The organism is Candidatus Marsarchaeota archaeon, assembly GCA_023473665.1.
GTDB lineage: Archaea > Micrarchaeota > Micrarchaeia > Micrarchaeales > Micrarchaeaceae > JAMCYM01.
In genome coordinates this window covers 68,292-94,054 of the sequence record JAMCYM010000003.1, presented here as the reverse complement: position 1 = coordinate 94,054, position 25,763 = coordinate 68,292, and the positions used below count along the sequence as shown (strand labels likewise).

33 protein-coding genes and 4 tRNA genes are annotated in these 25,763 nt (G+C 55.0%); 20 read left to right on the top strand and 17 right to left on the bottom strand.

Annotated elements, in window-relative coordinates; translation table 11 throughout:
• The first annotated feature begins 101 nt into the window (after positions 1–101).
• The gene (locus M1158_03265) at positions 102–458 is read left to right on the top strand and encodes a nascent polypeptide-associated complex protein (GenBank protein ID MCL5100108.1); all 357 of its coding nucleotides are present in this window, start codon (positions 102–104) and stop codon (positions 456–458) included.
• Here the strand turns inward: M1158_03265 and M1158_03260 are convergent.
• Together M1158_03260 and M1158_03255 are read right to left on the bottom strand one after the other, a co-directional pair.
• On the bottom strand, positions 449–769 hold the full coding sequence (locus M1158_03260) for a DUF424 family protein (GenBank protein ID MCL5100107.1): 321 nt from the start codon (positions 767–769) through the stop codon (positions 449–451). The two genes, M1158_03265 and M1158_03260, sit on opposite strands and share 10 nt — an antisense overlap.
• 4 nt (positions 770–773) lie before the next feature.
• Positions 774–2,330, bottom strand: a complete 1,557-nt coding sequence (locus tag M1158_03255; GenBank protein ID MCL5100106.1) for a glycosyltransferase — start codon at positions 2,328–2,330, stop codon at positions 774–776.
• Positions 2,331–2,438: 108 nt separating this feature from the next.
• Between M1158_03255 and M1158_03250 the strand changes: the two genes are divergently transcribed.
• Positions 2,439–2,563: transfer RNA gene (locus M1158_03250), tRNA-Ser, on the top strand.
• A 32-nt stretch (positions 2,564–2,595) separates the two neighbouring features.
• On the opposite strand, the gene truD is transcribed toward M1158_03250, so the two are convergent.
• Positions 2,596–3,846: a tRNA pseudouridine(13) synthase TruD gene (gene truD, locus M1158_03245; protein ID MCL5100105.1), complete on the bottom strand. Its 1,251-nt coding sequence runs from the start codon at positions 3,844–3,846 to the stop codon at positions 2,596–2,598.
• A 128-nt stretch (positions 3,847–3,974) separates the two neighbouring features.
• Between truD and M1158_03240 the strand changes: the two genes are divergently transcribed.
• From M1158_03240 to tadA, 9 genes are read left to right on the top strand one after another with little or no spacing between them, the layout of a single operon-like run.
• On the top strand, positions 3,975–4,409 hold the full coding sequence (locus tag M1158_03240) for a 30S ribosomal protein S19e (protein MCL5100104.1): 435 nt from the start codon (positions 3,975–3,977) through the stop codon (positions 4,407–4,409).
• A gap of 1 nt (position 4,410) precedes the next feature.
• A complete protein-coding gene (locus M1158_03235; protein ID MCL5100103.1) occupies positions 4,411–4,725 on the top strand; it encodes a DNA-binding protein in 315 nt (104 codons plus the stop codon).
• Positions 4,726–4,734: 9 nt separating this feature from the next.
• Positions 4,735–4,902, top strand: a complete 168-nt coding sequence (locus tag M1158_03230; GenBank protein MCL5100102.1) for a 50S ribosomal protein L39e — start codon at positions 4,735–4,737, stop codon at positions 4,900–4,902.
• A 4-nt stretch (positions 4,903–4,906) separates the two neighbouring features.
• A complete protein-coding gene (locus M1158_03225; GenBank protein ID MCL5100101.1) occupies positions 4,907–5,278 on the top strand; it encodes a hypothetical protein in 372 nt (123 codons plus the stop codon).
• 22 nt (positions 5,279–5,300) lie between these two features.
• The gene (locus tag M1158_03220) at positions 5,301–5,975 is read left to right on the top strand and encodes a translation initiation factor IF-6 (protein MCL5100100.1); all 675 of its coding nucleotides are present in this window, start codon (positions 5,301–5,303) and stop codon (positions 5,973–5,975) included.
• Positions 5,976–5,987: 12 nt separating this feature from the next.
• The gene (locus M1158_03215; GenBank protein MCL5100099.1) at positions 5,988–6,158 is read left to right on the top strand and encodes a hypothetical protein; all 171 of its coding nucleotides are present in this window, start codon (positions 5,988–5,990) and stop codon (positions 6,156–6,158) included.
• A gap of 4 nt (positions 6,159–6,162) precedes the next feature.
• Positions 6,163–6,600 (top strand): prefoldin subunit alpha, encoded by a 438-nt coding sequence (gene pfdA / locus M1158_03210; GenBank protein ID MCL5100098.1) that lies wholly within the window; start codon positions 6,163–6,165, stop codon positions 6,598–6,600.
• A 9-nt stretch (positions 6,601–6,609) separates the two neighbouring features.
• On the top strand, positions 6,610–7,722 hold the full coding sequence (locus M1158_03205; GenBank protein MCL5100097.1) for an AAA family ATPase: 1,113 nt from the start codon (positions 6,610–6,612) through the stop codon (positions 7,720–7,722).
• Between the two features lie 58 nt (positions 7,723–7,780).
• On the top strand, positions 7,781–9,097 hold the full coding sequence (tadA, locus tag M1158_03200; GenBank protein MCL5100096.1) for a Flp pilus assembly complex ATPase component TadA: 1,317 nt from the start codon (positions 7,781–7,783) through the stop codon (positions 9,095–9,097).
• On the opposite strand, the gene M1158_03195 is transcribed toward tadA, so the two are convergent.
• The gene (locus tag M1158_03195; GenBank protein ID MCL5100095.1) at positions 9,094–9,405 is read right to left on the bottom strand and encodes a hypothetical protein; all 312 of its coding nucleotides are present in this window, start codon (positions 9,403–9,405) and stop codon (positions 9,094–9,096) included. The two genes, tadA and M1158_03195, sit on opposite strands and share 4 nt — an antisense overlap.
• A 76-nt stretch (positions 9,406–9,481) precedes the next feature.
• On the opposite strand from M1158_03195, the gene M1158_03190 reads away from it, so the two are divergent.
• From M1158_03190 to M1158_03175, 4 genes are all read left to right on the top strand, one after another.
• Positions 9,482–10,006, top strand: coding sequence for a MarR family transcriptional regulator (locus M1158_03190; protein ID MCL5100094.1), 525 nt, complete (start codon positions 9,482–9,484; stop codon positions 10,004–10,006).
• A 77-nt stretch (positions 10,007–10,083) separates the two neighbouring features.
• Positions 10,084–10,338, top strand: a complete 255-nt coding sequence (locus M1158_03185; GenBank protein MCL5100093.1) for a PRC-barrel domain-containing protein — start codon at positions 10,084–10,086, stop codon at positions 10,336–10,338.
• Positions 10,339–10,412: 74 nt separating this feature from the next.
• Positions 10,413–11,066: a ribonuclease HII gene (gene rnhB / locus M1158_03180; protein ID MCL5100092.1), complete on the top strand. Its 654-nt coding sequence runs from the start codon at positions 10,413–10,415 to the stop codon at positions 11,064–11,066.
• A 42-nt stretch (positions 11,067–11,108) separates the two neighbouring features.
• Positions 11,109–11,223: transfer RNA gene (locus tag M1158_03175), tRNA-Arg, on the top strand.
• A 29-nt stretch (positions 11,224–11,252) separates the two neighbouring features.
• Here the strand turns inward: M1158_03175 and M1158_03170 are convergent.
• Entirely contained in the window at positions 11,253–12,026 is a 774-nt protein-coding gene (locus M1158_03170; protein ID MCL5100091.1) for a hypothetical protein, read from the bottom strand.
• Positions 12,027–12,089: 63 nt separating this feature from the next.
• Here M1158_03170 and M1158_03165 point away from each other — a divergent pair, with 63 nt between their 5' ends.
• Positions 12,090–12,959 (top strand): UbiA family prenyltransferase, encoded by an 870-nt coding sequence (locus M1158_03165; GenBank protein MCL5100090.1) that lies wholly within the window; start codon positions 12,090–12,092, stop codon positions 12,957–12,959.
• A gap of 25 nt (positions 12,960–12,984) precedes the next feature.
• Here M1158_03165 and rpsB read toward each other — a convergent pair whose 3' ends face one another.
• From rpsB to M1158_03125, 8 genes are all read right to left on the bottom strand, one after another.
• Positions 12,985–13,626 (bottom strand): 30S ribosomal protein S2, encoded by a 642-nt coding sequence (gene rpsB / locus M1158_03160; protein MCL5100089.1) that lies wholly within the window; start codon positions 13,624–13,626, stop codon positions 12,985–12,987.
• Between the two features lie 12 nt (positions 13,627–13,638).
• A tRNA-Pro gene (locus M1158_03155) sits at positions 13,639–13,727 on the bottom strand.
• Between the two features lie 24 nt (positions 13,728–13,751).
• Complete coding sequence (locus tag M1158_03150; protein MCL5100088.1) at positions 13,752–13,949, bottom strand: DNA-directed RNA polymerase subunit N; 198 nt, start codon at positions 13,947–13,949, stop codon at positions 13,752–13,754.
• A gap of 16 nt (positions 13,950–13,965) precedes the next feature.
• The gene (gene rpsI / locus M1158_03145) at positions 13,966–14,496 is read right to left on the bottom strand and encodes a 30S ribosomal protein S9 (GenBank protein ID MCL5100087.1); all 531 of its coding nucleotides are present in this window, start codon (positions 14,494–14,496) and stop codon (positions 13,966–13,968) included.
• Between the two features lie 5 nt (positions 14,497–14,501).
• A complete protein-coding gene (gene rplM, locus M1158_03140) occupies positions 14,502–14,954 on the bottom strand; it encodes a 50S ribosomal protein L13 (protein ID MCL5100086.1) in 453 nt (150 codons plus the stop codon).
• Positions 14,955–14,962: 8 nt separating this feature from the next.
• A complete protein-coding gene (locus M1158_03135; protein ID MCL5100085.1) occupies positions 14,963–15,313 on the bottom strand; it encodes a 50S ribosomal protein L18e in 351 nt (116 codons plus the stop codon).
• Between the two features lie 16 nt (positions 15,314–15,329).
• Positions 15,330–15,447, bottom strand: a tRNA-Leu gene (locus M1158_03130).
• A gap of 1 nt (position 15,448) precedes the next feature.
• The gene (locus M1158_03125; GenBank protein ID MCL5100084.1) at positions 15,449–16,027 is read right to left on the bottom strand and encodes a DNA-directed RNA polymerase subunit D; all 579 of its coding nucleotides are present in this window, start codon (positions 16,025–16,027) and stop codon (positions 15,449–15,451) included.
• Positions 16,028–16,122: 95 nt separating this feature from the next.
• On the opposite strand from M1158_03125, the gene M1158_03120 reads away from it, so the two are divergent.
• A complete protein-coding gene (locus M1158_03120; protein MCL5100083.1) occupies positions 16,123–16,761 on the top strand; it encodes a hypothetical protein in 639 nt (212 codons plus the stop codon).
• Here the strand turns inward: M1158_03120 and thpR are convergent.
• Positions 16,742–17,320 (bottom strand): RNA 2',3'-cyclic phosphodiesterase, encoded by a 579-nt coding sequence (gene thpR, locus M1158_03115; GenBank protein MCL5100082.1) that lies wholly within the window; start codon positions 17,318–17,320, stop codon positions 16,742–16,744. The genes M1158_03120 and thpR overlap by 20 nt on opposite strands.
• A 77-nt stretch (positions 17,321–17,397) precedes the next feature.
• On the opposite strand from thpR, the gene M1158_03110 reads away from it, so the two are divergent.
• A complete protein-coding gene (locus M1158_03110; GenBank protein ID MCL5100081.1) occupies positions 17,398–19,023 on the top strand; it encodes a CTP synthase in 1,626 nt (541 codons plus the stop codon).
• On the opposite strand, the gene M1158_03105 is transcribed toward M1158_03110, so the two are convergent.
• Entirely contained in the window at positions 19,002–20,612 is a 1,611-nt protein-coding gene (locus M1158_03105) for an oligosaccharide flippase family protein (protein MCL5100080.1), read from the bottom strand. The genes M1158_03110 and M1158_03105 overlap by 22 nt on opposite strands.
• A gap of 112 nt (positions 20,613–20,724) precedes the next feature.
• On the opposite strand from M1158_03105, the gene M1158_03100 reads away from it, so the two are divergent.
• Positions 20,725–23,121, top strand: coding sequence for a hypothetical protein (locus M1158_03100; protein MCL5100079.1), 2,397 nt, complete (start codon positions 20,725–20,727; stop codon positions 23,119–23,121).
• 3 nt (positions 23,122–23,124) lie between these two features.
• Positions 23,125–23,772, top strand: coding sequence for a helix-hairpin-helix domain-containing protein (locus tag M1158_03095; protein MCL5100078.1), 648 nt, complete (start codon positions 23,125–23,127; stop codon positions 23,770–23,772).
• Here M1158_03095 and M1158_03090 read toward each other — a convergent pair.
• Both M1158_03090 and cysS read right to left on the bottom strand, forming a co-directional pair.
• Positions 23,769–24,257, bottom strand: coding sequence for a hypothetical protein (locus M1158_03090; protein MCL5100077.1), 489 nt, complete (start codon positions 24,255–24,257; stop codon positions 23,769–23,771). The genes M1158_03095 and M1158_03090 overlap by 4 nt on opposite strands.
• The gene (cysS, locus tag M1158_03085) at positions 24,257–25,696 is read right to left on the bottom strand and encodes a cysteine--tRNA ligase (protein ID MCL5100076.1); all 1,440 of its coding nucleotides are present in this window, start codon (positions 25,694–25,696) and stop codon (positions 24,257–24,259) included. The genes M1158_03090 and cysS overlap by 1 nt, the downstream gene beginning before the upstream one ends.
• Positions 25,697–25,763: the final 67 nt, after the last annotated feature.

Here is a 25,763-nt window from a genome sequence, read left to right as displayed (position 1 = left end):
CCAGGAAGTTGGGCTTGTAACCTTTTTATTTTGAACGGATAGATATTTAACCGCGGCAGAGTTGCACGCTGACGTAAAACGACAAACGGTGAATATTACTTATGATGCCTAACATAGACCCACGCGCGCTGAAGAGCATGATGGCCAAGATGGGGATAAAATCAACAGAGATAGACGCGAGAAGCGTGGTAATAGACTGCCAGGACAGGCAGATAGTCATAACCAATCCGCAGGTCACGCAGATCGAGGCGCAAGGTACGGTGAGCTTCCAGGTCGCCGGCGAGGTGGAGGAGCGGGCGAAGGAACAAGAGCACGCGGCTGCAGAGATCACGGATGACGACGTCAAGCTCGTAATGGAAAGGACCGGGGAGAGCGATGCCGCGAAAGTGAAGGAAGTGCTCGAGAAGAACAACGGCGACCTCGCGGCAGCCATACTCGAACTAAGCGGTCACGACTGACCTGGCTTGCCGAACCAGTAGGCGTGCGCGTAAGGCACGCCTTTTATTTTCTTGACGTTCTCCTCTTTTATCAGCTCCCTGCCTATGGCCAGGCCGACCGATTCCTCGCCCACTATGTTTGCGGAGCTTATTCCGGCAGTTTCAAGTTCGGAGAACTCCTTGGCTCCTACCAATGAGCCCTTGTAGAAATCTGCATAGCCCTTTATGTCGACATAGGCGTCGCCCTCTTCGAGCACGCGGTCTATCAGCGATTCGTCGCACATAGCCAGTATGCGGCCCTCGTTAGTCTCGTGGAGCTTTAGGTATATCATACGATCAGCCGTACTTGTACAGGAACGCCGTAGTGAGCAGGTACATTACGCCATAGCCGAACAGCCACAGGCTGCCGGTAAGGTTCTGCATCACAGCGGCGACGGTGCTGGACGACAGCACTACCGAGGCGAAGAGGAGCTCAAGCTTGGTGTTGCGCAGCGACATGGCGAACCTGCTCCCCATCGTGGAATTATCGCGGTTCCACTTCAACAATGGATTCGAGTGCAGCAGGGCCGCGAGGGCGGCCTTCGCCCTCACAAATGCAAGCGCGTAGTTCAGCGCGAAGAGCATCATGCCTTTCTTGATCGAGCCGAAATACAGCTTGGTGAGCGCGATGGGTGCAAGTATAGACAGCAGGAGCGCCACGCTGCCCACGAACTCAAGGTCAAGGCTGACCATAGGCGTGGAGAGTATCTGGTGCAGCGTAAGGTGCGCTATGGGCACTGACGAGAAGACTATGAATATCGAGATTATCGTGAAGAATATCAGCACCACCGATATGTAATTGAGGCCGAGGCCGTGGGTTATGTAGTCCATGCTAGAGATAGGCGAGCTGCGGGCCTTGTTCCTGCGCTTCAGGAAGTAGCCTATGAACTGCGTGTCGCCATAGTTGTACCTCCACTGCTGCTTGGCCAGCTCGGTGAACGTCTTTATAGGGCCGCCGACGGCATATACCTTGGGCACGTAGATGCTCTTGTAGTTGTTCCTGTCGGATTCGAAGCTGAAGAATGTGTCCTCTATCACGTATTCTGGGAAGCCGTGGAGCTTATTCAGGATGGAAGTGCGTATAAGGCCGCAGGAGCCCGCGAATATCGCGGTGTTGTTCAGGGCCCTTGCCGGCTCTATGAACTTGAAGAAGAACGCATCGAACACGTTGACGGTCTCGGAGAACAGGCTGCCCTTGGAGCGCGTCTTCTCTGTCTGCACGTATGACATGCGCGGGTCGTTGAAATAGGGCAGCAGCTCGTTGAGGAATTCCGGATTCGTTATCTTCTCGTCGTAGTCGAAGATCGCGACGAACTCCTCCTTCGAGTACTTGAGCATGTTGTTCAGGGCACCGGCCTTGAAGCCCTTCCGGTCGTCCCTGTGCAGGTAAGTTACGTTGTGGAGCGCACTGTACGACTCCAGCGCAGCGCGCGTCTCTGGCACTGTTGAATCATCCAGCAGGTACATCTTAAGCTTGTCCTTTGGATAATTGAGCTTCGACATGCTTTCCAGCGTAGCTTCCACCACCTCGACATTCTCGTTGTAGACGGGAACCGCTATTGCGACGTGAGGCTTGCGGCGCATCGGCTTCAGGCCGGTCTCTATGCCACGGAGGTGCTTCAGGTAGAAGTACGATCTGTAGTAGAGCACAGACGCCGAGATGTTGAAAAAGCTGGAAAATGCGGACATGCTGAAAAAAGCAGTGGCAAGCAGGTACATGTACAGGCTTGACGCAACAAGGAACAGGTATACCGAGAAGGCCATGCCCGCAACGGTAAGCGCCGAGAACAGCACTATCGTTAGTATGCGAAGCGTGAAACCATCGCCAAAGAACTTTCGGTTCGTGCGAAGCATCAGAAATCCCCAGTGCTCTGTATCTAAGTCTCAGCAAAAAGCCTATTTATTGGTTTGCGTTTAATTTGGTATTGCATTTTAATGCATGCGGCCCTTATGATGCTTTATGCCGGGGTGGCAGAATCCGGTAATGCGCCGGTCTCGAGTTTACAAAACGTCGAGAGCTGACTTGTGATGCGACGGGCAAACCGGTGCCCCTTTGGGGCGTTAGGGTTCAAATCCCTACCCCGGCGATTTTACATAAAACCAGAATGCGCCATTAATTTTACGCATCGGCTTCCGACCGCCCGAGCTTTGAATCGATGAGCTCGTCGAGCAATGCAGTTGCATAGGAGCCCGCAGGCAGCGAGAACCTCAGTCTCGCCTTATTTTCGCCGAAACTGCGCTCCATGCCGGTGTATGGCGCGAAAAGCACCCTTGACGAGCCCTTTGCATTGAGCTCGGGCATGCCATTGACTTTGAACATGTCCTTAGTTATGCCGAGACGCTCAAGCTCAGATGCTTCTGCCGCGCTTGTTTCGCTGTCATAGCCCACCACAGACCCTACTATGAACATGCCGCTTTCATTGGCATTGAAGGCATGCGCCTTGCTGTAGTCAGGGAAGCCCAGCGCGTCGGCAGGGCATACGGTGTCGCCATTGATCGGCGAGACAAGCCCTGCGCGTATGCGCTCCTCCAGAACAGAGTTGAACACCTGTGCCTCGACAGCATGCACGAACATCAGCAGTATGGAGCGCGGAAGGCGCCTGAGCGCATTCGCATAGTTGCCTGGAAACCTGTGCAGATACTCTATGACCGTGCGTTCGTACTTCAGGTAGCTGGGAAAATACTGTAGCGCGTTTCCGAAATCCCATTCCTCTGCCAACTTTTTCCTTGCGGCCACAGCGTCTACGTTATTCTCGTTGGTGGTGCTCGTCAGGAAGGCGCGCGCTGCGCCTTCGAAGTCGCCATGCAGGATCAGCATGCCTATGTCTGCATTGCTGCCTCGCGTACCGAAGCGCTGCTGACCGAAGTAGTTGGGAAACCTTCCGTCAAGTGCGGCAAGCGCGTTGTCGAGAAGGCCTTGGCCATCGAGCTTCCTTATCGTAACCGTAAACCTGTTGCCGGCCAGCCCCCCCATCTCCACTGCATTATACGACCTCCACGCCCCGTTTATCGATATGTCCTTTACGTGAACGCGCATCAGCGCGTCCGGCTTGGCGCCGAAAATGCTGCATAGCTGGACGCTCACCGCGTTCCTGTCCTTCGTTCCGGCGAAGCCCATGGACCTTATGCCCCTGCCTGCCCTCTTTGCGATGGCGGCGAGGGCCTGCGAAGTGTTCCACGAACGTTTCTGCATGACGAATGCGGAGAACTTGGCTTCTTCGCCTGCTTCGTCCATGCCAAGCATCTGCGCCGTGTAGGTCTGCCCGGCTTCGAGCACCGTGGCCGTCTTGGTGATCTCCTCTACTATGAAGTCCTCTGGCACCGACTTCAGCTCGCCCGACGGGCGCGCGCCCTTGTACAGATGCTCCATTGTACCATTAGGGTTTTGTGGCTGCCTAACAAAAGCCTTGCGGCGCGGCGCCGGACAGGCTTTTAAATGTTTTCCCTACAATAATATCTGCACGGGGCAAACTTTTGCCTTTTCCTTAAGGGATTCTGATGACAACAGTGTATGACGTTGAGGCAGGGGACCTGATACGCGTCGCCTCCGAGAGGCTGAAGGGCTCGGCAAAGAAACCAGGCTATGTGAACTTCGTCAAGTCCTCGCAGAGCCGTGAGAGGCCACCCGAGGATCCAGACTTCTGGTACAAGAGGTGCGCTTCCATACTGAGGCAGGTGTACGTCAACGGCCCTATCGGCATATCGAAGCTCAGGACGCGCTATGGCTCCAGGCAGGACCACGTAGTGCACAGGCACCATCACCTGCGCGCCGGCAGCTCCATCATAAGGAACGCTTTCGCTGAGTTGGAAAGGCTCAAATATATAAAGAACACGGGCAGAGGCAGAACGATAACGCCAGAGGGCAGGGCTTTCCTTGACAAGATAAGCAGCGAGATAAGGCAGGGCAAGGTACAGGAACATAAGGCTGCGTGATATGGCAGCGCAAGACAATGGCGATGAGAGGAACAGCGCCGACATGAAGAAGGCGATGTCTAAGCTCTACAAGCAGATGGAGCAGGACCAGCAGGTTAGGTCGATGCTGCGCCAGCTGCTCGATGACGGGGCTTACGAGCGCATGATGAACATACGCGTATCCAACAACGAGCTTTACACGCAGCTTGCTAGGCTCATAGTCTCGCTCGCGCAGTCGAACCAGATTGCCGGGCGCATCACGGAGCCGCAGCTCGTGAGCCTGCTTGGCAGGCTTACCAGCAGGCCTGATACGAAGATAGAATTCAAGCATAAGTGAGGCATCGAAATGTCAAAGAAGAGCCAGTACAAGAAGCGCAGGCTTGGGAAGCAGCTCAAGCGCTCAAGGCGCATGCCGCTCCTTGCCACGCTGAGGACGCACAGGCGCGTGCAGTACAACCGCTACACCAGGGACTGGCGCAGGATGAAGCTGCGAAAAAAGATAAAGCTGGATTGATCGAATGGCGAACAGGCTGATAACGATAAGCATACGCAAGTACCTTGTGGCGCAGCCAAGGACCAAGAGGGCGCGCAAGGCGGTGCGCTACATCAGGGAGCGCATCGCGCATTTCACGAAGCTGAGCAGCGACAGCGTGAAGCTGAGCCCAGAGCTCAGCGCGATGATATTGAAGAAGCATGCGAGAAGCATGCTGCCGGTCAAGGCTAGCGTCAGCATAGAGAACGGCATTGCTACAGTATCGCCGCTGAAGGAGGCGCGGCCCGGCGCGACGGGCGCAGACGCCAAGGCCCAGCAGAAGGGCAAGCCCGAAAAGGCCAAGGCAGCAGAGGCAGGCAAGCCCTCGCAGGCAAAGGCCCCTGCACAAAAAGCCTGATTCCCAGGTCATGGCGCTTTGAATGGGAACCGTCAAGTACAGGATAAGGGGGAGCGACTATGTCGGCGCCTACGCAGTAGCTACGGAGCGCTACTGCTTCGTGGGCATCGACGCGAACGGCACGATGGAGAGCATAATCGCAGAGGCGCTTAAGGTTGATGTGGTGCGCGTGTCGGTAGGCAGCTCCGGATTCATAGGCGTGCTGGCCAAAGCCAACTCCAATGGCATGCTATTGTCCAACCTCGCTGAGGAGCGCGAAGTCGAGGCGCTGAAGAAGGCGCATACCGGCATGAACATAAGCGTAATGAGGAGCGCGCTGAACGCCACAGGCAACAACATACTCGCCAACGACAAAATAGCGATAGTAAACCCCGACTACGATGCGGACGACGTCAGGCAGATAAGCGACATCCTGGGAGTCGAGGTGGTCCGCGCAGAGGCGGGCGGCTTCAAGACGGTCGGGGCCAACAACCTCCTCACAAATTCTGGGTTTGCCGTGAACAACAGAAGCACGGATCCGGAAAAGGAGCGTATGGACGCATGCACTGGCTTCGGATCTGTGCGCACGACGGCCAATGGCGGCTCGCTCAGCATAGGGATCAGCGCCCTGGCGAACTCGAAGGGCATCATAGCAGGTGCGGCAACTACGGGCTTCGAACTCGCTAGGATCATGGAGGCGCTGAATTTGAATGATTAATTAGGTGATGCAATGGATTACGTGGTAAAAGGAAGCATAACCGAGAAGGCGAAAGGCAGCTTCGAGATAGTCGTGACAGCGAAGAGCGAAAAGCATGCAAGGGCCCTTGCCACTACGACGATAGGCAGCAGGCAAGGTATTAATAAGAGCAAGATAGAGATAAGCTCTGTTGAGAAGCGGTGAACGCATGGCTGAAAAGGCGCCAGATGGGCGCACCACAATCGGCGAGGAAGCTGCGGAGCTAAGCTACCTTCAGCAGCTCTATCAGGGGCAGTATGAGGAGCTCGGCAGATCTGTAAACGCGGCGATCCAGGAACTCAACGAGCTCAACCGTGTGAAGGAGACGCTGGACAGCACTGAAAGCATAAAGGACAGGAACATGCTCTCACAAATAGGCTCTGGCGCATACATACACTGCAAGGCCGACAGCATGGAGAAGGTAGTCGTCAATGTAGGGGCTAACTACTTCGTAGAGAAGGGTATAGACGACGCAAAGCAGTTCATCACTAAAATGACCGAGAGGCAGACTATGACGATAAACGCCCTGCTCAAGAGCAGGGACGAGCTTGAGGGCGCCCTCATCGACGTGTCGATCAGGCTGGAGCGCCTAGCCAACAGGCAATGAAGGATCATCATGTTTGATGAACTCAAAAAGAGGCTTTCTTCTGCGATACGCGGCCTGGTGAAGCGCGAAGAGACCGAGATCGGCACGGGGGAAGGAGCCGCTGACGCAGAACATACGGGGCGGGCAGAGAGCGCAGGGCAGACCGCCAAGCACGATGAACCGGCCGCTGTAGCAAGGCGTGAGGGCGAGGCCAGGAGCGCCGACAGCATGGTGAAGCTCTCGGCCAAGACAAGGATAAAGGGTGTATTCCTGAAGTCCGTGTCGCTAAGCGACTCGGACATAAACAATTTCTTGGACGGGCTCAAGCTGTCGCTGCTGCAGGCTGACGTTGCGTATTCCACGACGGATGATCTGATTGGCACATTGGGAGGGGCGCTCCGCTCAGCGAAGTTCGATTCACGCAACATACAGGCCCAGATCGTGGGCAATGTAAGAGCCTCGATCCTTGAGGTGCTAGGCAGGGGCAAGCCAGGTTTCGACTTATACGTCCGCATAAAGGAATTGTCGAAAGGGAACAGCGCGCCTGCAAAGGTGCTCTTCCTTGGCCCGAACGGCACAGGCAAGACCACCACGATAGCCAAGGTGGCGCACGGGCTCAAGCTCATTGGCGTGAATGTGGTTCTCTCGGCGAGCGACACGTTCCGCGCAGCAGCGATAGAGCAGACGGAGTTCCATGCGATGAAGGTAGGCGTGCCTGTGGTGAAGAGCAGGTACGGCGCCGATCCGGCGAGCGTTGCCTTCGACGCAATAGCCTATGCAAAGTCCCATGGCATAGGTGCCGTGCTGATAGACACCGCAGGCAGGCAGGAGACAAACAGGAACCTGATAAGCGAGGTGGAGAAGATAGTCAGGGTGGCGAAGCCAGACATAACCGTATACGTGGGAGAGAGCACGTCGGGAAACGCGATAGCAGAGCAGATAATGGAGTTCAGCAAGCACGTCGCTATAGACGGCATAATACTTACTAAGCTCGACTGCGACGCGAAGGGCGGAAGTGCGCTCTCGATAACGAACGTGACCGGCATACCTGTGCTGTTCTTCGGCACCGGCGAGTCGTACGATGCGCTGGTGCCCTACGACCCGAACTTCATAGTCGACGCAATACTGCCTGCTGCTGGCTGACGGGTACGCAACGCTTTTATTATGTGGCAAACAAACCCGTTATAGCTGGCGTGGTGCGATGGACGAGAAGCTTTACAAGGTCGAGGATGCGCTGCTCGATGGCCTTGCCGGGAAGTTTGTTAACATCACGAGCCAGGAGAAGCGCAACAGCCTAATCACGAGCATGGCTAAGGGCATATCGCCGGACATAACCCGCGATGAGATAGACGTCATAATACAGGACCTCAACGACCTGAGGCCCGTTGCTGAGCTGGTAACGGACGAACACATAGAGGACATAATGATCAACAACACCAAAAGCATGTTTGTGTATGACACCACCGAGGGGCAGAAGAAGCTTGGGTCTGGTTTTGGGAACAAGGACGACTTGGACAGGTTCGTAAAGAAGCTGAAACTCTATGCGACCAACGAGGCAGCGAACGGCAACATAATGGACGTGCATCTGCCGAGCGGGAGCAGGGCGAACATAGTCTCGTCGCCCCTTGGCTACGACATAACGATAAGGAACTTCAAGAAGAATCCGCTGAGCATAATAGACCTGATAAACTACGGCACTATGGATTACAGCATAGCTGCCAGGCTCTGGCTTTACATGGACGGCTTCAGGGTGAGGCCTGCCAACCTGCTCATAGGGGGAATGCCGGCATCGGGCAAGACCACGCTGCTCAATGCACTGTTCTCGTTCCTGAGGCCCGAGCAGAGGATTGTCACGATAGAAGAAACATACGAGCTTGACACCAGCACTATGGAGAACTGCGTCAATCTAGAGACCAGCGAGGATCTGCCAATGGAGGAGCTGGTCAAGAACGCGCTCCGGATGCGCCCGGACATGATAATAATAGGCGAGGTGCGCGGCAGCGAGGCCAACGACATGATAACTGCAATGAACATAGGAAAGATAGCCATGGGCACGATCCATGCGGCGTCGTCGCGCGACATAATAAACAGGCTGCAGCATTCGCCAATGAACGTGCCCAAGGACATAATATCCGTCATAGACGCGCTCATCGTCACTTCGATAGTGTACGAGAAGGGCGTGCCGCACAGGAAGATAGTGCAGATATCGGAGCTGGCAGGCATGGAGACCCAGATCCTGCTCTCGGACCTGTATAAATTCGATTACAAGACGCACAAATCTGCGCCGATACTGCCCAGCGTGGCGTACAGGGACGCGCTCTCCGGAGTGATAGGCGTGCCGCCTGCCGACCTGCTGGCGGAGGAGAACGTCAGGGCTACGCTGCTCGCACAGATGAACAAAATGGGCAAGCGCGACATAAGGAGCATAAGCGAGGCGGTGCGCGACTACTACAATGATCCTGATGCCACGCTGAAGGCTCTCGGCCTTGGGCAGTTGCATCCTATAATAAGAGTCTAGGTGACGTGCTCCTGGTTCTCAGGTTTCTCGGCGCCTTGAGGCGGCTGCTCGCTTATCAACGGATACAGCGACGACAGCATGGCAGATATCTGCTCGCCCTTGCCGGTAAGCCTGATGGTCTTCGTCTTGCCATGACGCTCGCCGGTGGTTATGCCGAGCCTTTCGCACTCCTTGACGAAGTTGCATGTGTGGACGTAAGTGGCGCCTGCCGACTTCGCGAGCGTGGCCACATACCAGTCCTTGCTCGTGTCGCGGAGGGCCATCAGTATCCGCGCCTGCTTGCCCTTGATTATTATGCTGCCGGGCATTGTATCGTTAGCATGCCTACATTGCCTGAAAAGGCTTAAATTTTAGTCCCCACAAGCATTACGGGTGCGCTGCTAGATGCTGACATACATAAGCGGGAGAGACGTGCGCCTGTTCGCGCTGGTTATAATAGTGGTGGGTTCGCTCCTGCTCCTCGCAGCAGTGGTTAGGGGCGCAACGCTTGCCATCGCACTAATAAAAGGCATACCGCTGCGCTCGCTCAGCGAAATCAGCTTTTCCATCATCAACATGCTGTTCGATTTCATAATACCTGTAGCAGGAGGAGGCCTGCTAATAATTGCGGGCAACACGTTCCTCCACGCACAGGATGCCGCACAGGAGAGGCTCATGGCGCGCGGACGCGCCGAGGCCGCGAGCACGGAGCGCGCCAGGATAATAAGCAGGGTGCTTGGCCCGGAGGAGCGTGGCATGCTCGACCTTCTGAAGGGCAAGGACTTCATCCTTCAATCCGACCTGATGGCGCTCACCGGTTATTCGAAGGTAAAGGTGCACAGGGTGCTCAAGAAGCTTGAGGCAAAAGGGCTCATCAGGAGGAGCAGGTTCGGCATCACAAACAGGGTTTTCGCCGTGCAGGAGCGGTAGTTCCGCATTTCCGTGCCAAACATATACCTATTAATTAATTCCTGTTGAATATGTTATGAGGAGCCAGTGGTGAAAACATGGTGAAGTTTATAATAGGGCGACAGCTAGTTGGGAAGAAAGTTGTAACGAACGACGGCTACGATGTGGGAAGGTTTGTCGACGCAGAGATAAGCCCCGTTACGGGCAAGATCAACGCGTTTCTCGTTGAGCCCAACCTTGACAGCAGCTTCGCAAGCAAGCTCAAAGTCGACAGCGGGCAGCTCAAGGTGCCTTATGCTTCAGTGCAGGCAGTAAACGACTACATCGTTGTAGATAGGAAGAACATTGTCTGATTGCTGCTTCTGGTGGTTGCATAATCATCTGCGGCGGGGACGAGGCAGGTAGGGGCGCCCTTGTCGGGCCGCTCGTGATAGCGCTTGTAGTCAGTAAAAGGGACGCTGAGAAGCGCTTCACTGCAATAGGCGTGAGAGACTCGAAGCTGCTCAGGCCAAAGCGCCGCGAGGAGCTGTACGGGCAGATAAAGAAGCTGTCGCTTGAGGTTAAGGTCGACTGCATAGAGCCTGGCGAGATAAACGAGGCTATGAGGAGGCGCATCTCGCTCAACGAGCTCGAAGCCATACACTTCGCGAAGCTCTTCGACCAGGTGGAGAACGAGGTCGGCGCCTTCTACCTTGACTCGCCGGACGTCATCGCCGAGAAGTTTGGCGTGAGGGTCAACATGTCCAGCGCAAGGGCCGCCAGGGTCAACGGCATCAAGGCAGACCGGCCAAACGCCGGACGCGCAACAAGGATAGTTTCGGAGCACAAGGCAGATTCCAGGTACCCTATAGTGAGTGCAGCGAGCATAATAGCCAAGGTCACGCGCGACAGGGAGATGCGCAAGATAGAGCACAAGCTTGGAATCAAGATCGGCTCTGGCTACCCCTCTGATTTTTCGACGGTCGATGCGGTGCGCGAGCACATGAACGAAAGCGCGTTCCTTGAGCATCTTAGGGAGTACTGGTCGACGATGGACAACATACGGCAAACCAGGATAACAAGCTTCGTGCGGCCACATTGACACGCACTAATTTTTATATCTGAGACCAGCAAGCCTATTGTCGGATCTGTGGCGCAACTTGGATAGCGCGTCGGGCTTCGGACCCGGCGGTTGCGGGTTCAAAATAAACTTCCTGGAAAAACTCAATCAGGAATCTATGAAAATCCCGCCAGATCCGCTCATGCTTATCCAGAGCAGGCGCACGCGTCAGCTCGGCGCCGTCACGAAGTTTGCCGAGAGCGTTCCGTTGCCGGTCACTGTGGCGGTGGTATTTTGCGAATTCTGAGCAGAGACAATCACGTTGCCTCCGGCAGTCCAGCTGCTGAACGCGTAGCCTGACGGCGGAGAGCCGTATACCGTGTACTTCCCTGAAACGAGTACGGCCTCGGTGCCGGTGTAGTAGTTAAGGCCGTTTATCACTATGTGACCAACATTGGGCGAGGCTGAAAGCGTCACATAGGCCAGCGCAAATTGCGAGGCCATAAGCGACTGCGTCGACGTACCGGTTGATATGTACGGGCCGGTGCATGCGCCGCTGGATGCGCACAGGTCGTAAGATATTGCGAACAATGCGCTGCTCTGCGAACCGACGGCCGGTTCGGTGGTGCCAGGCACCTCTACTTTGCAGATTATATGCGCGCCGTTGGCGGCCTTTGAAGGGTTGCACGAGCCGTAGTAGCTGTTTGTTCCAGAGCTGCCTAGGTTCGTGACTGTCAGGTTTATCGCGTTGGCCGGGAACTCCATAGTGACGCCCAGCTGGTTGACAAATTCCATGATAAACGATATGGGCGCAGATGAGCTGTAGCCTGTCAGTAACGTCTCAGCGCACGGGAGCAGAGGCTGTATGCTGCATGTGCCAGGCAGGTAGCCAGACGGCTTTGTCGAGCCGGATATGACCAATGCCAGCGCCACGAAAATCCCGATGAGTAGTATTGCCCACGAGTAGACGACCAGCATCTCAAGCGCTGACTGCTGTTTCATGGAAGACACGATTAGATGTAATGTCGTCTATTTAATAGTTAACATTAATATTTTGATGTTCGCATGAGGGGCAAGTTTGCAGCCGTGCTCAGGCTGACCAGGATAGAGCATAGCCTAATGCTGGCTATCGCGGTGGTGGCCGCGGAGCTCATAGCAGGTGGTCTGCCCGGGCCTTACAGGTTCCTGCTGGCTCTGGTGCCCCCTATACTGGTAAGCATGGCCGCGTTCGCCATAAACGACTATTACGACGTCGAGACCGACAGGCTTAACAAGAAAAGGCGGCCGCTCGTCGAAGGCGCGCTGAGCATGACAGAAGCGCGCAACATCGCCGTAATTCTTTTCGTTGTGGGAGTTGCAACTGGGACGCTCGTGAACTGGTATGCATTCTCAATAGCGCTTGCATTCGCCGTGCTGGCATGGCTATACAGCTACAGGCTGAAGGAGATGCTGCTGGTAGGCAACGTCTACATAGCATTTACCATGGTCATACCGTTCATATACGGCGACTTCGTCGTGTCGAGGGTTATACCGGCCAACATAGTGCTCGTATCCTTCGTGATATTCCTGAGCGGATTGGCAAGGGAAGTGCATGGGATGATGAGGGATGTTAAGGGCGACATAAAGGCAAGGCACGCAAGGAGCCTTGTTGGCAAGATAGGGGCGATACGCTCGGCTGCAATCGCACTGGTGCTCTATGTAGAGGCGATAGCGATAAGCTTGCTCATGTTCTTCCTGTTCCTTCCGTTCGCATACAACCTCGTCTACATAGCGCCTATAGTCGTGTCGGACTGCGCGCTGCTATACGTTGCAATAGGCCACATGTACAGGCGCGATGCGCGCTTCTATTCGCTTTCGCGAAGCGTGAGCCTCGGTGCAATGAGCCTGGCGCTCATAGCGTACCTAGCAGCTGCCATCCTGTATATAGGGGTATAGGGCAACGGGTTGGCATGAAGCAGAATCAGTCTTGAGGAGCAGAGAGCGACGTCTTCTGCTGGATTTCGCTCTTGAGCTCGAAGTCCCCGACCTGGTGCTTGAACTCGTCGTTGTCTTTTATCTCCCCTCTTTGTTTGAGCACCTCTCTGGCCAGTAGGAAATAGACGAACGCGAGGGAGCGCCTGCCGCGGTTGTTGGCCGGTATGATCAGGTCTATGAACTTTGTGGAGTTGTCAGTGTCAGACAGACCTACTATAGGTATGCCGACCATGCTTGCCTCCTTGACGGCCTGCTTCTCGTTGCGCGAGTCGCTTATGACCAGCAGCTTCGGCTCCGTGAAGTCCTCGCGCAGCGGATTGGTGAAAATGCCGGGCGTTACGCGACCGCGTATGAACTTCACGCGTATTATCTCCGCAAACTTCTCAGCTGCAGCTATAGCATATATCCTCGAGGCAGTGACTATCACGTCCTTGGGGTCGTATCTAGCTATCATCGTCGCCGCTATCTTTATCCTCGAGTCTATCGTCGCGAGGTCTAGCAGGTAGAGGCCGTCTTCTCTTACCTTGTAGATGAAGCGCTCCATGCCGGGGCTCTTCACCTTCGTCGCAATGTGTATGCCAGCCTCCAGATAGTCGTTCTGGTTCGCTATGAATTCTTCTTCAGCCATATCAGCACCTTATGGGGCCGCCGAGATTTTCAGGCACGCCTTTTGAACTCGGGTCGCTGCCACCCCAAGGCAGAAGCCTAGCCAAGCTAGCAGACGGCCCCGTGTTAATTGATTCCTTAGCGCCATCATTTCCTTCCCGTTTCCATGAACTCGTCGATGAGCTCGACGTTGCTTATGAACATGCGCCTGCAGCAGTACCGCTTTATGCCCATGTCATCGAGCACCTTTGCTGAATCCTCGTGCTCGACGTTGACGCGCTTGGCGTATTCCTCCCAGCGGTCAGCCAAGACCGCGCCGCACGTGAAGCACCTCACCGGCATCATCATTCAATCACCAACATCATCTGTAAGAGGTTTGTGTCCTAGCCCTTGCCTTCGGGCCCCTGAACTTCTTCGGCTCTACGCGCCTCGGGTCGTCTATTACCAGGCTCCTGTCGAAGCGCAGGTATTCCTTCTTGACGGTATCGCCATTGGAGAATCCCATTATGACCCTGGCTATTGCGCCACTGACGGCCTGCGCCCGCGAGCTCACTCCACCGCCGCTCACATTGACGCTTATGTCTATTTTGTGCGCAAGCTCTTTAGTCATGTCAGACACGTAGACCGGCCGGAGCATGATCGCGCGCAGCTCCTTTGGCTCGTAGACGCTTATAAGCTTTGAGTTGATGCGTATCGAGCCGGAACCCTTGCGGCCTGACGCCCGCGCCACGCTCTCCTTCCGTTTGCTCTTTGCGAATACAACCTGCGGCTTCGCGGCGCGCTTGCTCGGCTTCTTCTGCGCCGGCTTCGGCTCGTCGGCCTGCGGCGCTGCCGCTGGCGGCTGCACCCCGACTTGCGCGTCCTTCATTGCATCAACTGCGCTTTCAACCATCAACATCACTTGACCCTGTATCCTAGAAGCTTGGAGAGCTCGCCTACAGTCACGTACCCTGTGTATATGTGCGCTGGGTTCTTCATTTCCAGCTCGACAGGCTTCGTTCCCTTAAGCCCCTCGGGCACGTTGGTAAACACGCGAAGCCTGCTGTATGCCTCCTTGCCCTTCGGGCGCCTGTATGGCAGCATGCCCCTGATTATGCGCTTCACAAGCATGTCTGGCCTTCTTGACCAGTAGGGCGAGTGCTCAGGGTTCTCGCTCTCCTTCAGATTGAGCCTTGTGCGGTACCTGCTGGCTAGCACGCCGGCCTTTCCGCTTATCACGGCCCTGCCGGCGTTGACCACCGCGACGTTCTTGCCGAGCACGAGCTGCTTCGCGACGATGCTGGCAAGCCTGCCGAGCACCATTCCGCTGGCGTCATACACTTCAACCTTCCGCTCCGGCTTTGTTTCCATGTAAGCACTCATATTATTATTTTCAGCCTGCTGCGCTTCATCATTTCAGGAAGCGCAACTATCTCGCACTTGGAGCCCTTAAGGCTCTCAGTGGCGCTGCCTGAAAACGCTATCGCGGTTATCGAGACCGGATGGCTAAGCGCCCCGGCAGAGAGTACCTTGCCAGGCACTATTATGTTATCGCCAGAGCTACTATTTTTGTCTATCTTGTAGAGGTCAACCTCGACGCGCCTGCGCGTGGGCCTGGCCGTTAGCTTATAGAGCCGCTTCCAGAGCTTGGCTCTCTTGGCGTCGCCCTGCGCATCCGCCAGGGTGGCCAGCCAGCTCTTCACGTCGCTCCTCTCTACATTCAGCTTCATACGTTTCACTTCGTTATGCGGGGGATGGGATTTGAACCCATGCAGTCTCTAAAGACACAGGAGTTCTAAACATAATTTCGCTAAAAATTACGATCCTCAGTCCTGCGCATTTGGCCATGCTCTGCCACCCCCGCGTCAAATCTTCTTAGCGAATTTCTCGACATCCTTTATCTGTTCCTTAATTGCCTCGCAAGCCTTATTAACTATTTCTCTGGGCGGCATCTGCCCGAAGGCCTCGACGGTGAATTCATAAACGCCATTGTTTTCTTCGTAGGTCACAAGCCCTGGCTGGAACTTGGCATGTCTCAAGGCAGTGCCCATGCGGGCCTTGCCCTCCAGCCTGACTCTCTGGCCTTTGGCCAGCTTTATTATAGGTATGCCGGGGATGGCAACCTTTACCTCCTTGTCGCGGCTCTCGAGATCCTTCGAATAGACTGTGCACGGGCCCTCGGCCTCAATGGAGAACAGTATCTCGTCCTTGTCGGTATAGCCCTTGGACGGGGTAACTATCGGCACCAGCCCTATCCTGTGCGCTATGTATTCGTCGAAAAGTGCGCTGGTGTTCTCGTATAACGTCACCGTGTCTATGGCGAATGTGCTTACGCTGTTTATTGCGGCTCGGCGCAATGCGTTCGCATAGTATGGGCTTGCGCCCTTCAGCCTGAATCTGAACGTTTTCGCGTTCTCTTCCATGGGTTCTATCTTTATCTCCATTAGGTCATCTTTGCATAGGCGATCCGCCGAATAAATACTTAATAACTATACGGCACAATAGGAACTGATTAAGGAGCAATCAGCAAGTATAGATTGTGGTAAAAATATTTATAAAGGTGTCAGGTGGCAGGGTGGGCTTCGAAAAAGAGCTGGCTGAGGCGCTGGAAGCGCAAGGCGGCTCGGGCAAGGCGCTCCGCATGTGCTCAAAGGAGCGGCCGCACGCGTCGCGCTCCAAGATCGAGGCGTTCGATAATGCGCTTTACATAGGCACTGACGGAATGGAATCTACTGGATACGAGGGCGAAGGCTCGGGGCTGAGGCGCTACCTCGCATGCAAGGACCTAACGTACGACCTGATGCTCAGCATATACGACGTAAATACCTGCTCGCTGGCGTGCGCCAGGACTTTCTCTGACTACAGCAAAGCAGAGAGCCGGCTCAGGAGCTTCGTGGCAGGGCTCAGAAAGCCAAACCTCGAGGCGAGGCTCATAGGCCTCCAGGACGGCCAGGACACAGGGGCGCTCTCGAAAGCCATCGCTTTCCTGGCATCGCTGCATGCACCGGTCGTCGAAGCGGACCTTTTCGGCACAGATACAAGACACGTGGCAATCGATGCCAAGCAGGGCATGAGCTTCAACGTGCTCATCGAGGACAAGTTATACAGGCCGGGCGAACTCATGAACAGGCTCACGATGGACCAGTTCAGGCGCTCGCTCATGGCGAAGGGGCCTTGAGGAATAAGCGTGTGTAAGTCGCGCCGTTTTGGTTAAGCTCGCTGCGTATCAGGCTTACGCCGGGCATTCGCATGGAGCCCAGCTCATGCACAGATGCGATTGCGGCGAAAAGCCTTTCTGCGGAGGACTTGCCCAGCCTGCGGTGCAGTCTTGCTACCGTTATGTGCGGAGAGTAGGCACGCTCCTCGACATGCATGCCAATGTCTTTCAGCACAGGGAGCATGCTGTCGTATATCTCAATCAGCTCTCTGCTTCCTTCTCCGATGCCAGCGTACACGACGCGGGGATTCTTTGCATCGAACGTGCCGAACCCGCGCACCGTTATTAGGAATGGGGTTATTTCAAGATCCGACAGCAACGACGTTATGCGCTCGCGCACCTGCGCGCTCGTGTCGCCGAGAAAGGCGAGCGTTATGTGGAGGTTCTCTTCCTGGACTATGCTCACGCCCGGCATGGAAAGTGCCAAAGCAGCAGAATGTACGGATCTGCTGAGTTCCCGCGTGAGCTCAACGCCAATGAACACACGTGCCTTGCCGTTGGCCAACGCATCATCTGCCATGCAATTGGTTTGGCGCAACAAGCTAAAATAATGTTGGCGCAGCGCAAGGTTTTTTTAATCTATTGCACAATACGCTTATGCCAACCGAATACATAGTAGTGATGGGCTCGCTGCTGAGCGGGATAGGGAAAGGGATAGTGACTGCTTCTTTGGGCAAGATGCTTGCAATGCACGGCCTGAGGGCCATGCCGATGAAGTTCGACGGCTACCTGAACTACGACTGCGGGACCATGAACCCGTTCAGGCATGGCGAGGTATATGTGCTCGACGACAAAAGCGAAGTCGACATGGACTTCGGCACCTACGAGCGCTTCCTTAACGTGAGCATGACGAAGGATTTCTCCATGACGGGCGGCAAGCTCTTCAGCGAGATAATAAAGAAAGAAAGAAACGGGGACTTCTTAGGGAGGGACGTGCAGATAATACCCCATCTCACTGACCTTATACTCGAGAAGATAGAAGATGTATCGAAGAGGAACCGGCTGGACGTGATGCTCATAGAGGTCGGCGGCACAGTGGGCGACATAGAGAACAGCTACTTCGTGGAGGCGATGAGGCAGCTGGCGCTGAGGCACACTACGGTGTTCGTGAACGTCGTGTACGTGCCCGAGCTAGGCACTGTCGGCGAGCAAAAGACCAAGCCGACGCAGATAGCGCTTAGGAGCCTCATGCAGAGCGGCGTGCAGCCGCATTTCATAGTCTGCAGGTCAGAGAGGCAGCTTGGCGACTCTGCCAGGGACAAGATAGCGCTATTCTCCAACCTGACAAAGGAGCGCATAATAGACGACCACGACGCGAAGAGCATTTACTCCACGCCGCAACATTTCATGGCGCAGAGGCTGGACAAGGAGATCCTGCATGAGCTAGGGTTCGAGGGCCTGAAGCTCGACAACGAGGCGTTAAAGCGTTGGAACGGCTATGCTCGGAGCGCTGAGGAGAATGGGGGGAAGCCTGTCAATGTCGCCATAGTGGGCAAGTACGTCGGCCTGCACGATTCGTACGCGAGCGTCAAAGAAGCTCTCGTGCATGCAGGAGTGGCGAACCGCGCCTCGCTCAGGTTGGATTGGATAGAATCGGAGGAGCTCGAGGGCATTGGCGACGATGCTATAGCAAAGAGGCTTGGCGCCAGCGACTGCGTGCTGGTGCCCGGAGGCTTCGGCAACCGCGGCATAGAGGGCATGATCAATGCGATACGCTATGCAAGGGCGCACAGTGTGCCGTTCCTAGGCCTGTGTTTGGGCATGCAGCTCATGACGATTGAGTACGCAAGGAACGTATGCATGCTGAAAGACGCCAACTCTTCAGAATTCAATCCAAAGGCCAAGCACAAAGTCATAGACATAATGGAGGACCAGCTTACAGTAAGGCAGAAGGGAGGCACAATGCGCCTTGGCGCATGGCCTTCGAAGATAACCAAGGGCACGATGGCAAGGAAGGCCTATGGCAAGGCTCTGGTTTACGAGCGCCACAGGCACAGGTACGAATTCAACAACGCATATCGAAAGAGGTTAGAGAATGCAGGACTTGTGATAAGCGCCACCACCCCCGACAACAGGCTCGTTGAGATTATCGAATGGAAGGGCCATTTCGGCATTGGAACGCAGGCGCATCCGGAGCTAAAGTCCAGGCCTGAGGCACCGGCCCCGCTGTTCGTCGAGTTCATAAGTAATGCAATGCAGGCTCATCCTACAAAGAAGCCGTAAGCCAGCAGCGCGTTTATTATCCTGCCGACGACGGGTACGTTCGATGATACCGCACGTATTCTCCCGAGGTCGCTCTCGGATATGCCGCCTACGAGCACCAATACCGGCGTGTACAGCAGCAGCATCGCCGCAGCGGATGTCGCTAGCAGCGGGATGTAGTTGCCGCCCCATAGGATGCTGAGCGGGAGGGCCGGGGCTATGCTGATGACGTTGGCCAGGAAGACCCGCGAAAGCTTGCCGAGAGAGAAACGCACCTTCAATACGCGCACTATGCCGCTTATGTATAGGATGTCGCCCGCGAGCGGCGTTATTATGAAGAGCAGCGTGATCAGGCCGATGCCCTTGAACTCCGGCACCAGCACGAACAGGAGGGCCAGCTGCACAATGGCGATCAGGCCGCCGTATCTCATGACCCTGCGCACCTCGCTGGCGCTTATCAGGAGGGTGCTGGCATACGAGCCCGCTATGCTTATCAGCAGACCTATCGCCACCAGCCTTATGTAGACCGGCGCGAGCGTGTACTGCCCGCTGAATGCAACGTAAGATACTGGCTTTGCGAGGGCCGCGACGAATATTATGAGAGGGGTAACCATTAGGAAGGCCATGTAGAGCGAGTAGTTGAAGAACTCGCCTATGCGCGAGCGCAGCTTCGAATTGACCAGCGTAGAAGAGAACGTAGGCAGCAGCGTGATGGTTATAGAGCCAAGAATTATGTCGAAGAACGCGTTAGTATTTGACGCTATTCCGAAGTTGCCGAGCACGACAGTCGTGGCGAAAATGCCTAGGACGAGTGGCGAGACGCTGCTCACCGCGGATCCAAAAACATTGTAGAGCGCAACCGGCATGGAGAACGAGAGCAGCTTGCGCATGCCTGCAAGTGTTGGCATGCCAAGAGATATGCCGTCTCTGAGTATAAGGAGCACCATGGCAACGAAGTAGCCTCCGACCTGGCTTACCACAAGCCCTAGCACTGGAGCCAACGCGCCGAAGCCCAGCACTGCCAGCGATATGCCGACGCTGGCCTGCAGCACCGACGCCGTCATCGAGACTGCCGCGGCATGAGAGGCCCTGCCTATGCCTATGAGCATCGAATAGCCGGCGCCCATAAGCATAGATGCCAGTATGCTGAGCGATATCACCTGCAGCAGGTACGCGTCATGAGGATTGTGCAATGAGTACGATGCGATTGGCACGCTCGCAGCCATGGTTATGAGCACCAGGACTATGCCTGCGGCAAGCAGCACAGCGTGACCGTTCGAGGCCAGCTCGCTGACCTTATTCAGCTCGCGCCTCGCCCTGTATTCGGCACCGAACTTGCTGAAAGCCGTGGCTATGCCCATGCTGCCAACCGAGCCGAACAGGCCGGCGACAGCAGCCGCAAGTATGTATATGCCGTAGATGCTCGGGCCCAGTATGCGCGCTATTACTATGACGGTCAGAGCCCCAAGCGCGAATGAGACTATCTTGCCGGCAAGCACGAAGCTGGCAGTGCTAGCAGTGCGCACGCCGACGTCAAGAGCGCTTTCCTCCTCCATGCTCGATGCATTGACCAAATACCCACTTCCTGTAGCTGCTTCGACTTTCTGCATATAAATTTAAATTAACCTGCCAGCTGCATCATCAATAAAAACCTTTATAGGTGTAAATTAATGAGTTCTTGCTTTTATTATAATGCGGTTCTTGCAGCAATGAGATGTATAGATGGCAGGCGAAGCTGAAATAAGGAGCGATGGTGCGACGGGGAGCCCGGCCGGAGCAGTGCATGGCGCAGCAGACGGCACGGCAAGGCAGAGGAAGGGCAGCGGAAATGCGGCAAAAGGCTTCCTGCGTGGCGTTTCGCGCCATGTAAGGATGGAAGACGTGTATGCGGCGTTCGCTTACTTCCTTATTACGCTTGTGGTGTTCACGCCGGTAATGGCGCACTTCACAACCTATGCGCCAGGCTTTGGCGGAGACACTTATCAGAATCTCTGGGACATATGGTGGGTCGTGCACGCTGTCGCGCAGGGCCATAGCATCTGGAGCACAAACCTGCTATTCTATCCGCTTGGCGCAAACCTGATCTACCAGACCATGTCGCCGATAGGCGCTATAGTGACCGCGCCATTCCAGGCGATAAGCTTGCCTGCTGCGTACAACGCCATGCTTGTGCTCGGACTCGTAATATCGGGGCTGTGCATGTACGTTCTTGCCAAGTACGTGACAAACAACGCATACGCAGCGTTCATCGCGGGGCTCGTATTCGCGTTCAGTGCCTTCCACGTAGCGCAGGCATATGCGCACATCGATTGGATAGTCATAGGGTGGGCACCGCTTGCGCTCTATTTCTTCATGCGCATGCTCAAAGGCGACGGCAGGTATCTCAGCGCTGTCGGGTTGGGCATAGCGTTCGTGCTTACGGTTTTCATGGGCGACATAGAGCAGGGGCTCATGGTCTTGCTGCTGCTCGCGGCCGTGCTAATCGCATATGTCATAAGCAAGAGCACCAGAAAGCTGCTCGTGCGCAGGAATCTGTGGATCGGAATCGTAGTGGCAATCGTAGTGGCATTCATATTCGGGGCATGGGGCTTCGTGCCGATACTGCACGGCGTGTCTGCAGAAGGAGGGCTGCAGCAGGCGAGCTACCTGAACACTGCATCAAACAATGAGCTGTGGAGCATACCAATAGCGTCCTTCTTTGTGCCCGGCTACTTCAACGGCATATTCAACGTGAACGGCAGCACGAGCTACTTTTCTGGCATATTCTCGTACGACCCGACGGAACGCATCGGCTATATAGGTTATACGGTGATAGCGCTTGCGGCATATGGGATGTACAGGGAGCGCAGGCTGTACAAGCTCTGGCTCGGGATAGCAATCGTATTCGGATGGCTGAGTTTGGGCCCGTACGTGCAGATAGGCGGAGCCGTGACGCACATACCAGGCATTTACCTGCTCTACAAAGGCCTGCCCATATTCAACATAATAAGGGAGCCGGGCAGGTTCTTCATGATATTCAGCATCGCTACGGCGATGCTCGCATCGCTGGGCTTCGTCAAGCTCATTGAAACCCATGCACGCTCATCTAAGGGCAGGGCCTTGCTTGCCACCTGCATAGTCACCGTGCTCTTCATAGTGGAAGCACCGGGCATAGGCCTAACGCACTCATTCGCGCAACTCGTATCCTCGAATGCCGCAGTCCCGCAGCTGTATCATCAGTTAGCGGCGCTCAAGGGCAACTTCAGCGTGCTTGCACTGCCTGCGCTTGCCGACCAAGCAAGCCAAATGCCTGACCTTTACCCAGGCTTGAACACATATTACTCTGCCATATCCGGCAAACCGCTCGTAGGCGGTGATTTAACCCGCTCGAACAGCACACAGCAATTACTGATTGACAATGTGCCGCTGGCTGTACAGGCGCAGAACCTGGAAACATCGGGCAACTTCACGTATCCGACGCCTGCCAACGAGAACCTGACGGCAGAGAGCTTACTCAGCCTCTACAATTACAACACCGCGTTTGTTGTGGTGAACAAGAACGCATATACCAGCGCCGAGCTTCTCGGCCTGGAGAGCTACCTGTTTGGGGTTTTCGGCAATCCTGTGTATAACGACAACACGACGATAGCTTTCAGCACGGCGAGCGCGATAAACTCTTCCGTATACCGCACGTATGCCGTCTATCCTTACCTGCCAGACCTATATCCGAATTATTACGCCGTGAACGGCACGGAGCAGCTGCTATGGCTTGCAAGCACTTACGGCTGCAGCTCGCTGGGCTGCTACATCCCATTTCTCGTATATGCGCCGTATGCGAACACGACGCAGATAGGGAATAAGATATCGACAGGCAGCGTCTACAGCATCAACACCACAGTAAGGTTCGAGGCAATGTCTATCGTGCAGGGCACATCAAAGCTTACGATAGGCATACCAACGTCAAATTCCACTTACAAGACACTGGCTGATTTCAACGTCACTACAGGGCTCTCATACTATGCCTTCAATACCAGCCTGATATCTGGGCCGTTCGGCAACTCGCTGCTGTTCGTACAGGGAGTATCGGTTTCAGGAGGAGAGACCGTAGCCATAAGAAACGTGACGTTCACCAAGGCGTAGCAAATGGAGCGCGAGCTAAGGCTCATAGTCGATCAACGCGAGAAGAACGCTGAGCTTTTGGAGGCGCTGGCAAGCAGCAGCATGAGCGTTGAGATTAAAACACTCCCGGTCGGCGACTATGTGGTATCTGACCGCGTATGCATAGAGCGCAAGTCCGTGTCTGACTTCGAGGGCTCTATGGTGAGCGGAAGGCTTTTTGAGCAGGTCGGCAGGCTCAAGGAAGCGTACCAGTCCCCGCTTCTGCTTGTCGAGGGCGACATAGACTCGTTTAGGATGAATCGCACGTCGATATACGGGGCGATAGTCTCGATATACGTAAAGTACGGCATGCCTGTTTTGCTTTCCAGGAACGCGCTGGAAAGCGCGCAGATTATAAAGGCCATAGCCAACCAGGAGCAGTACGCCGACGAGCGGCTGCCTTCGTTGAAAGGAGGGCTTAGGGCATACACCGACAATCAGTTCCAGGAATATGTGATAGGCAATCTTCCGGGCATAGGCCCCAAGCTGGCACGCGCGCTGCTTGCGCATTTTGGCAGCGTAAGGAAAATTTCGAATGCCAGGCCCGAGCAGCTGGCCAAGGTTGACAAGATAGGGAAAAAGAAGGCCGCACGCATATACGGCATATTCAACAGCGCATACAAAGAGAGTTAGAGCCTTGAGAGCGCCATCTTCTGCAGCACCGCGACGTCGTCATTCTCTACATCTAAGGCCCTAGATGCCAGACCTGAACTGGATTTGCCAGGCCTGAATTCCTTGCTCGATGATATAAGGTCTGACACCTCCTTGAGCATATTCCTGTCGCTGCAGAAAAGTATGAAATCGGAGCTTTTCTTAGCCCCTACCAGCTCTATCGCATCTGATATCTTGCGGGTCATTGCGGCGAAAAGCAGCATTTCCGTAGCTGCATTCTTAGCTATGTTGCGCCTTTCGCTCAGAGCATAGAGCGCATTCAGGTAGGCACCGGCTATATGTGTGCGGCTTATCACGCGGCCTGGATCGAAGATCTGCGCGACTCCGTGCTTTGCTGCATTGGCGGATAGCGCTGTGTGCAATTCAGCAATGCCGAGCTTGGATGACGCCTCGATGATTACTGCCTTGCCTGCGGCCTCTGAAAGCTGCTTGTCGTCAGGGTGCATCAGACTCCCTCCCTATACCATACCGTGCCGAATTCGGTGTCCTCAAGTAATATACCATAATCAGACTTGAGCTTGTCGCGTATCCTGTCTGACTCTTCGAAGCTTTTGCTCTTCCTCAGCTGTTCGCGCTCCTTTATCAGGCGGTCTGCCGCCATCGGTATGGAATTCTTGTAGGAATCATGGCTCAGTATGCCGAATATCGATGCTGATTCGAGAATTGCAGCTACCATCTTTGACTTCGCTGCGCGCCCCACCTCGTTGTGCTCCTCGGCGAAGGCCCTGAGCTGGTTTATTGCGACAATGAGCCTGGATAGCGCAAGCGGCGTGTTGAAGTCGTCGTCCATCGCTGCTGAGAATTCAGCAGAAAGCCTGTCGGCCATAGAGCTTATCTCTGCATCTCCTGCAGATTCCTGGACCTCGCGCATATTGTAGAATATGCTGAACGCTGCATACATGTAGTTGAGCCTCTGGCGGGCTTCTTTCATGAGCGCAGCCCGGTAGTTGAGTTCCTTCCGGTAGTGCGTCGATGCTGTGAACAGCTTCAGCACCTCAGCGTCGAACTCCTTCATCACCTCGCGTATCGTCACGAAGTTCTTCAGGCTCTTGCTCATCTTCGCATCATCAACTCTGAGCACCCCGGAATGCAGCCAATACTTGACGAATGGTGATACCCCGTATGCTGCCTCGGCCTGCGCTATCTCATTCGTATGGTGCGGGAATATGAGCTCATTGGCCCCCCCGTGCAGGTCGTACCTTGGCCCGAATATCTCATGCGTCATCGCCGTGTCCTCGATGTGCCAGCCAGGCCTCCCTATGAGCTTTATTTCCTTGCCTTCTGCCTTCAACTTTATCTCCCATGTGGGCTCTCCAGGCTTCGAGGCCTTCCACAGGGCGAAGTCATAGACGTTTAATTTGCCCTCCTTGGGCTCTATCCTGTGCTTTTCCAGCTCGTCGAGCTTCATGCCTGAAAGTTTAGTGTAGTCCTTGAACTTAGCGACGTTGTAATAGACATCGCCGTCAAGAAGATAGGCATAGCCCCTGTCAAGAAGCAGCTGTATCTGGCCGCGTATCGCGTCTATGTAATCGTGCGACCTCGGATATATGTCGACGTCATCCTTTATACCCAATGCGGCCATGTCTTCGAAGAACCGCTGCTCGTAATAGCGCTCCAGCTCGAACGGGTCAATGCCGCGCTCGTGGGCCCTTGCTATTATCTTGTCCTCTATGTCCGTTATGTTCTGCGCGTATTTCACCTTGAAGCCCCTGCGCCTGAGCCAGCGCACCACGAAAGCGAAGCTTATGAACGTCTTGGCGTGGCCGAGGTGTGCGTCGTCGTATGGCGTAAGCCCGCACACGAACATGCTGACGTTCATGCCATCGATAGGGACGAACTCCTCCTTCGACCTCGAAAGCGTGTTGTACACAAAGAGCGCCATCATGATCACATTGCTTGGCAATTATAGCTTAAAATGGCTTTTGTGTGGCGGTTGGAGAAGCCATTGCTTG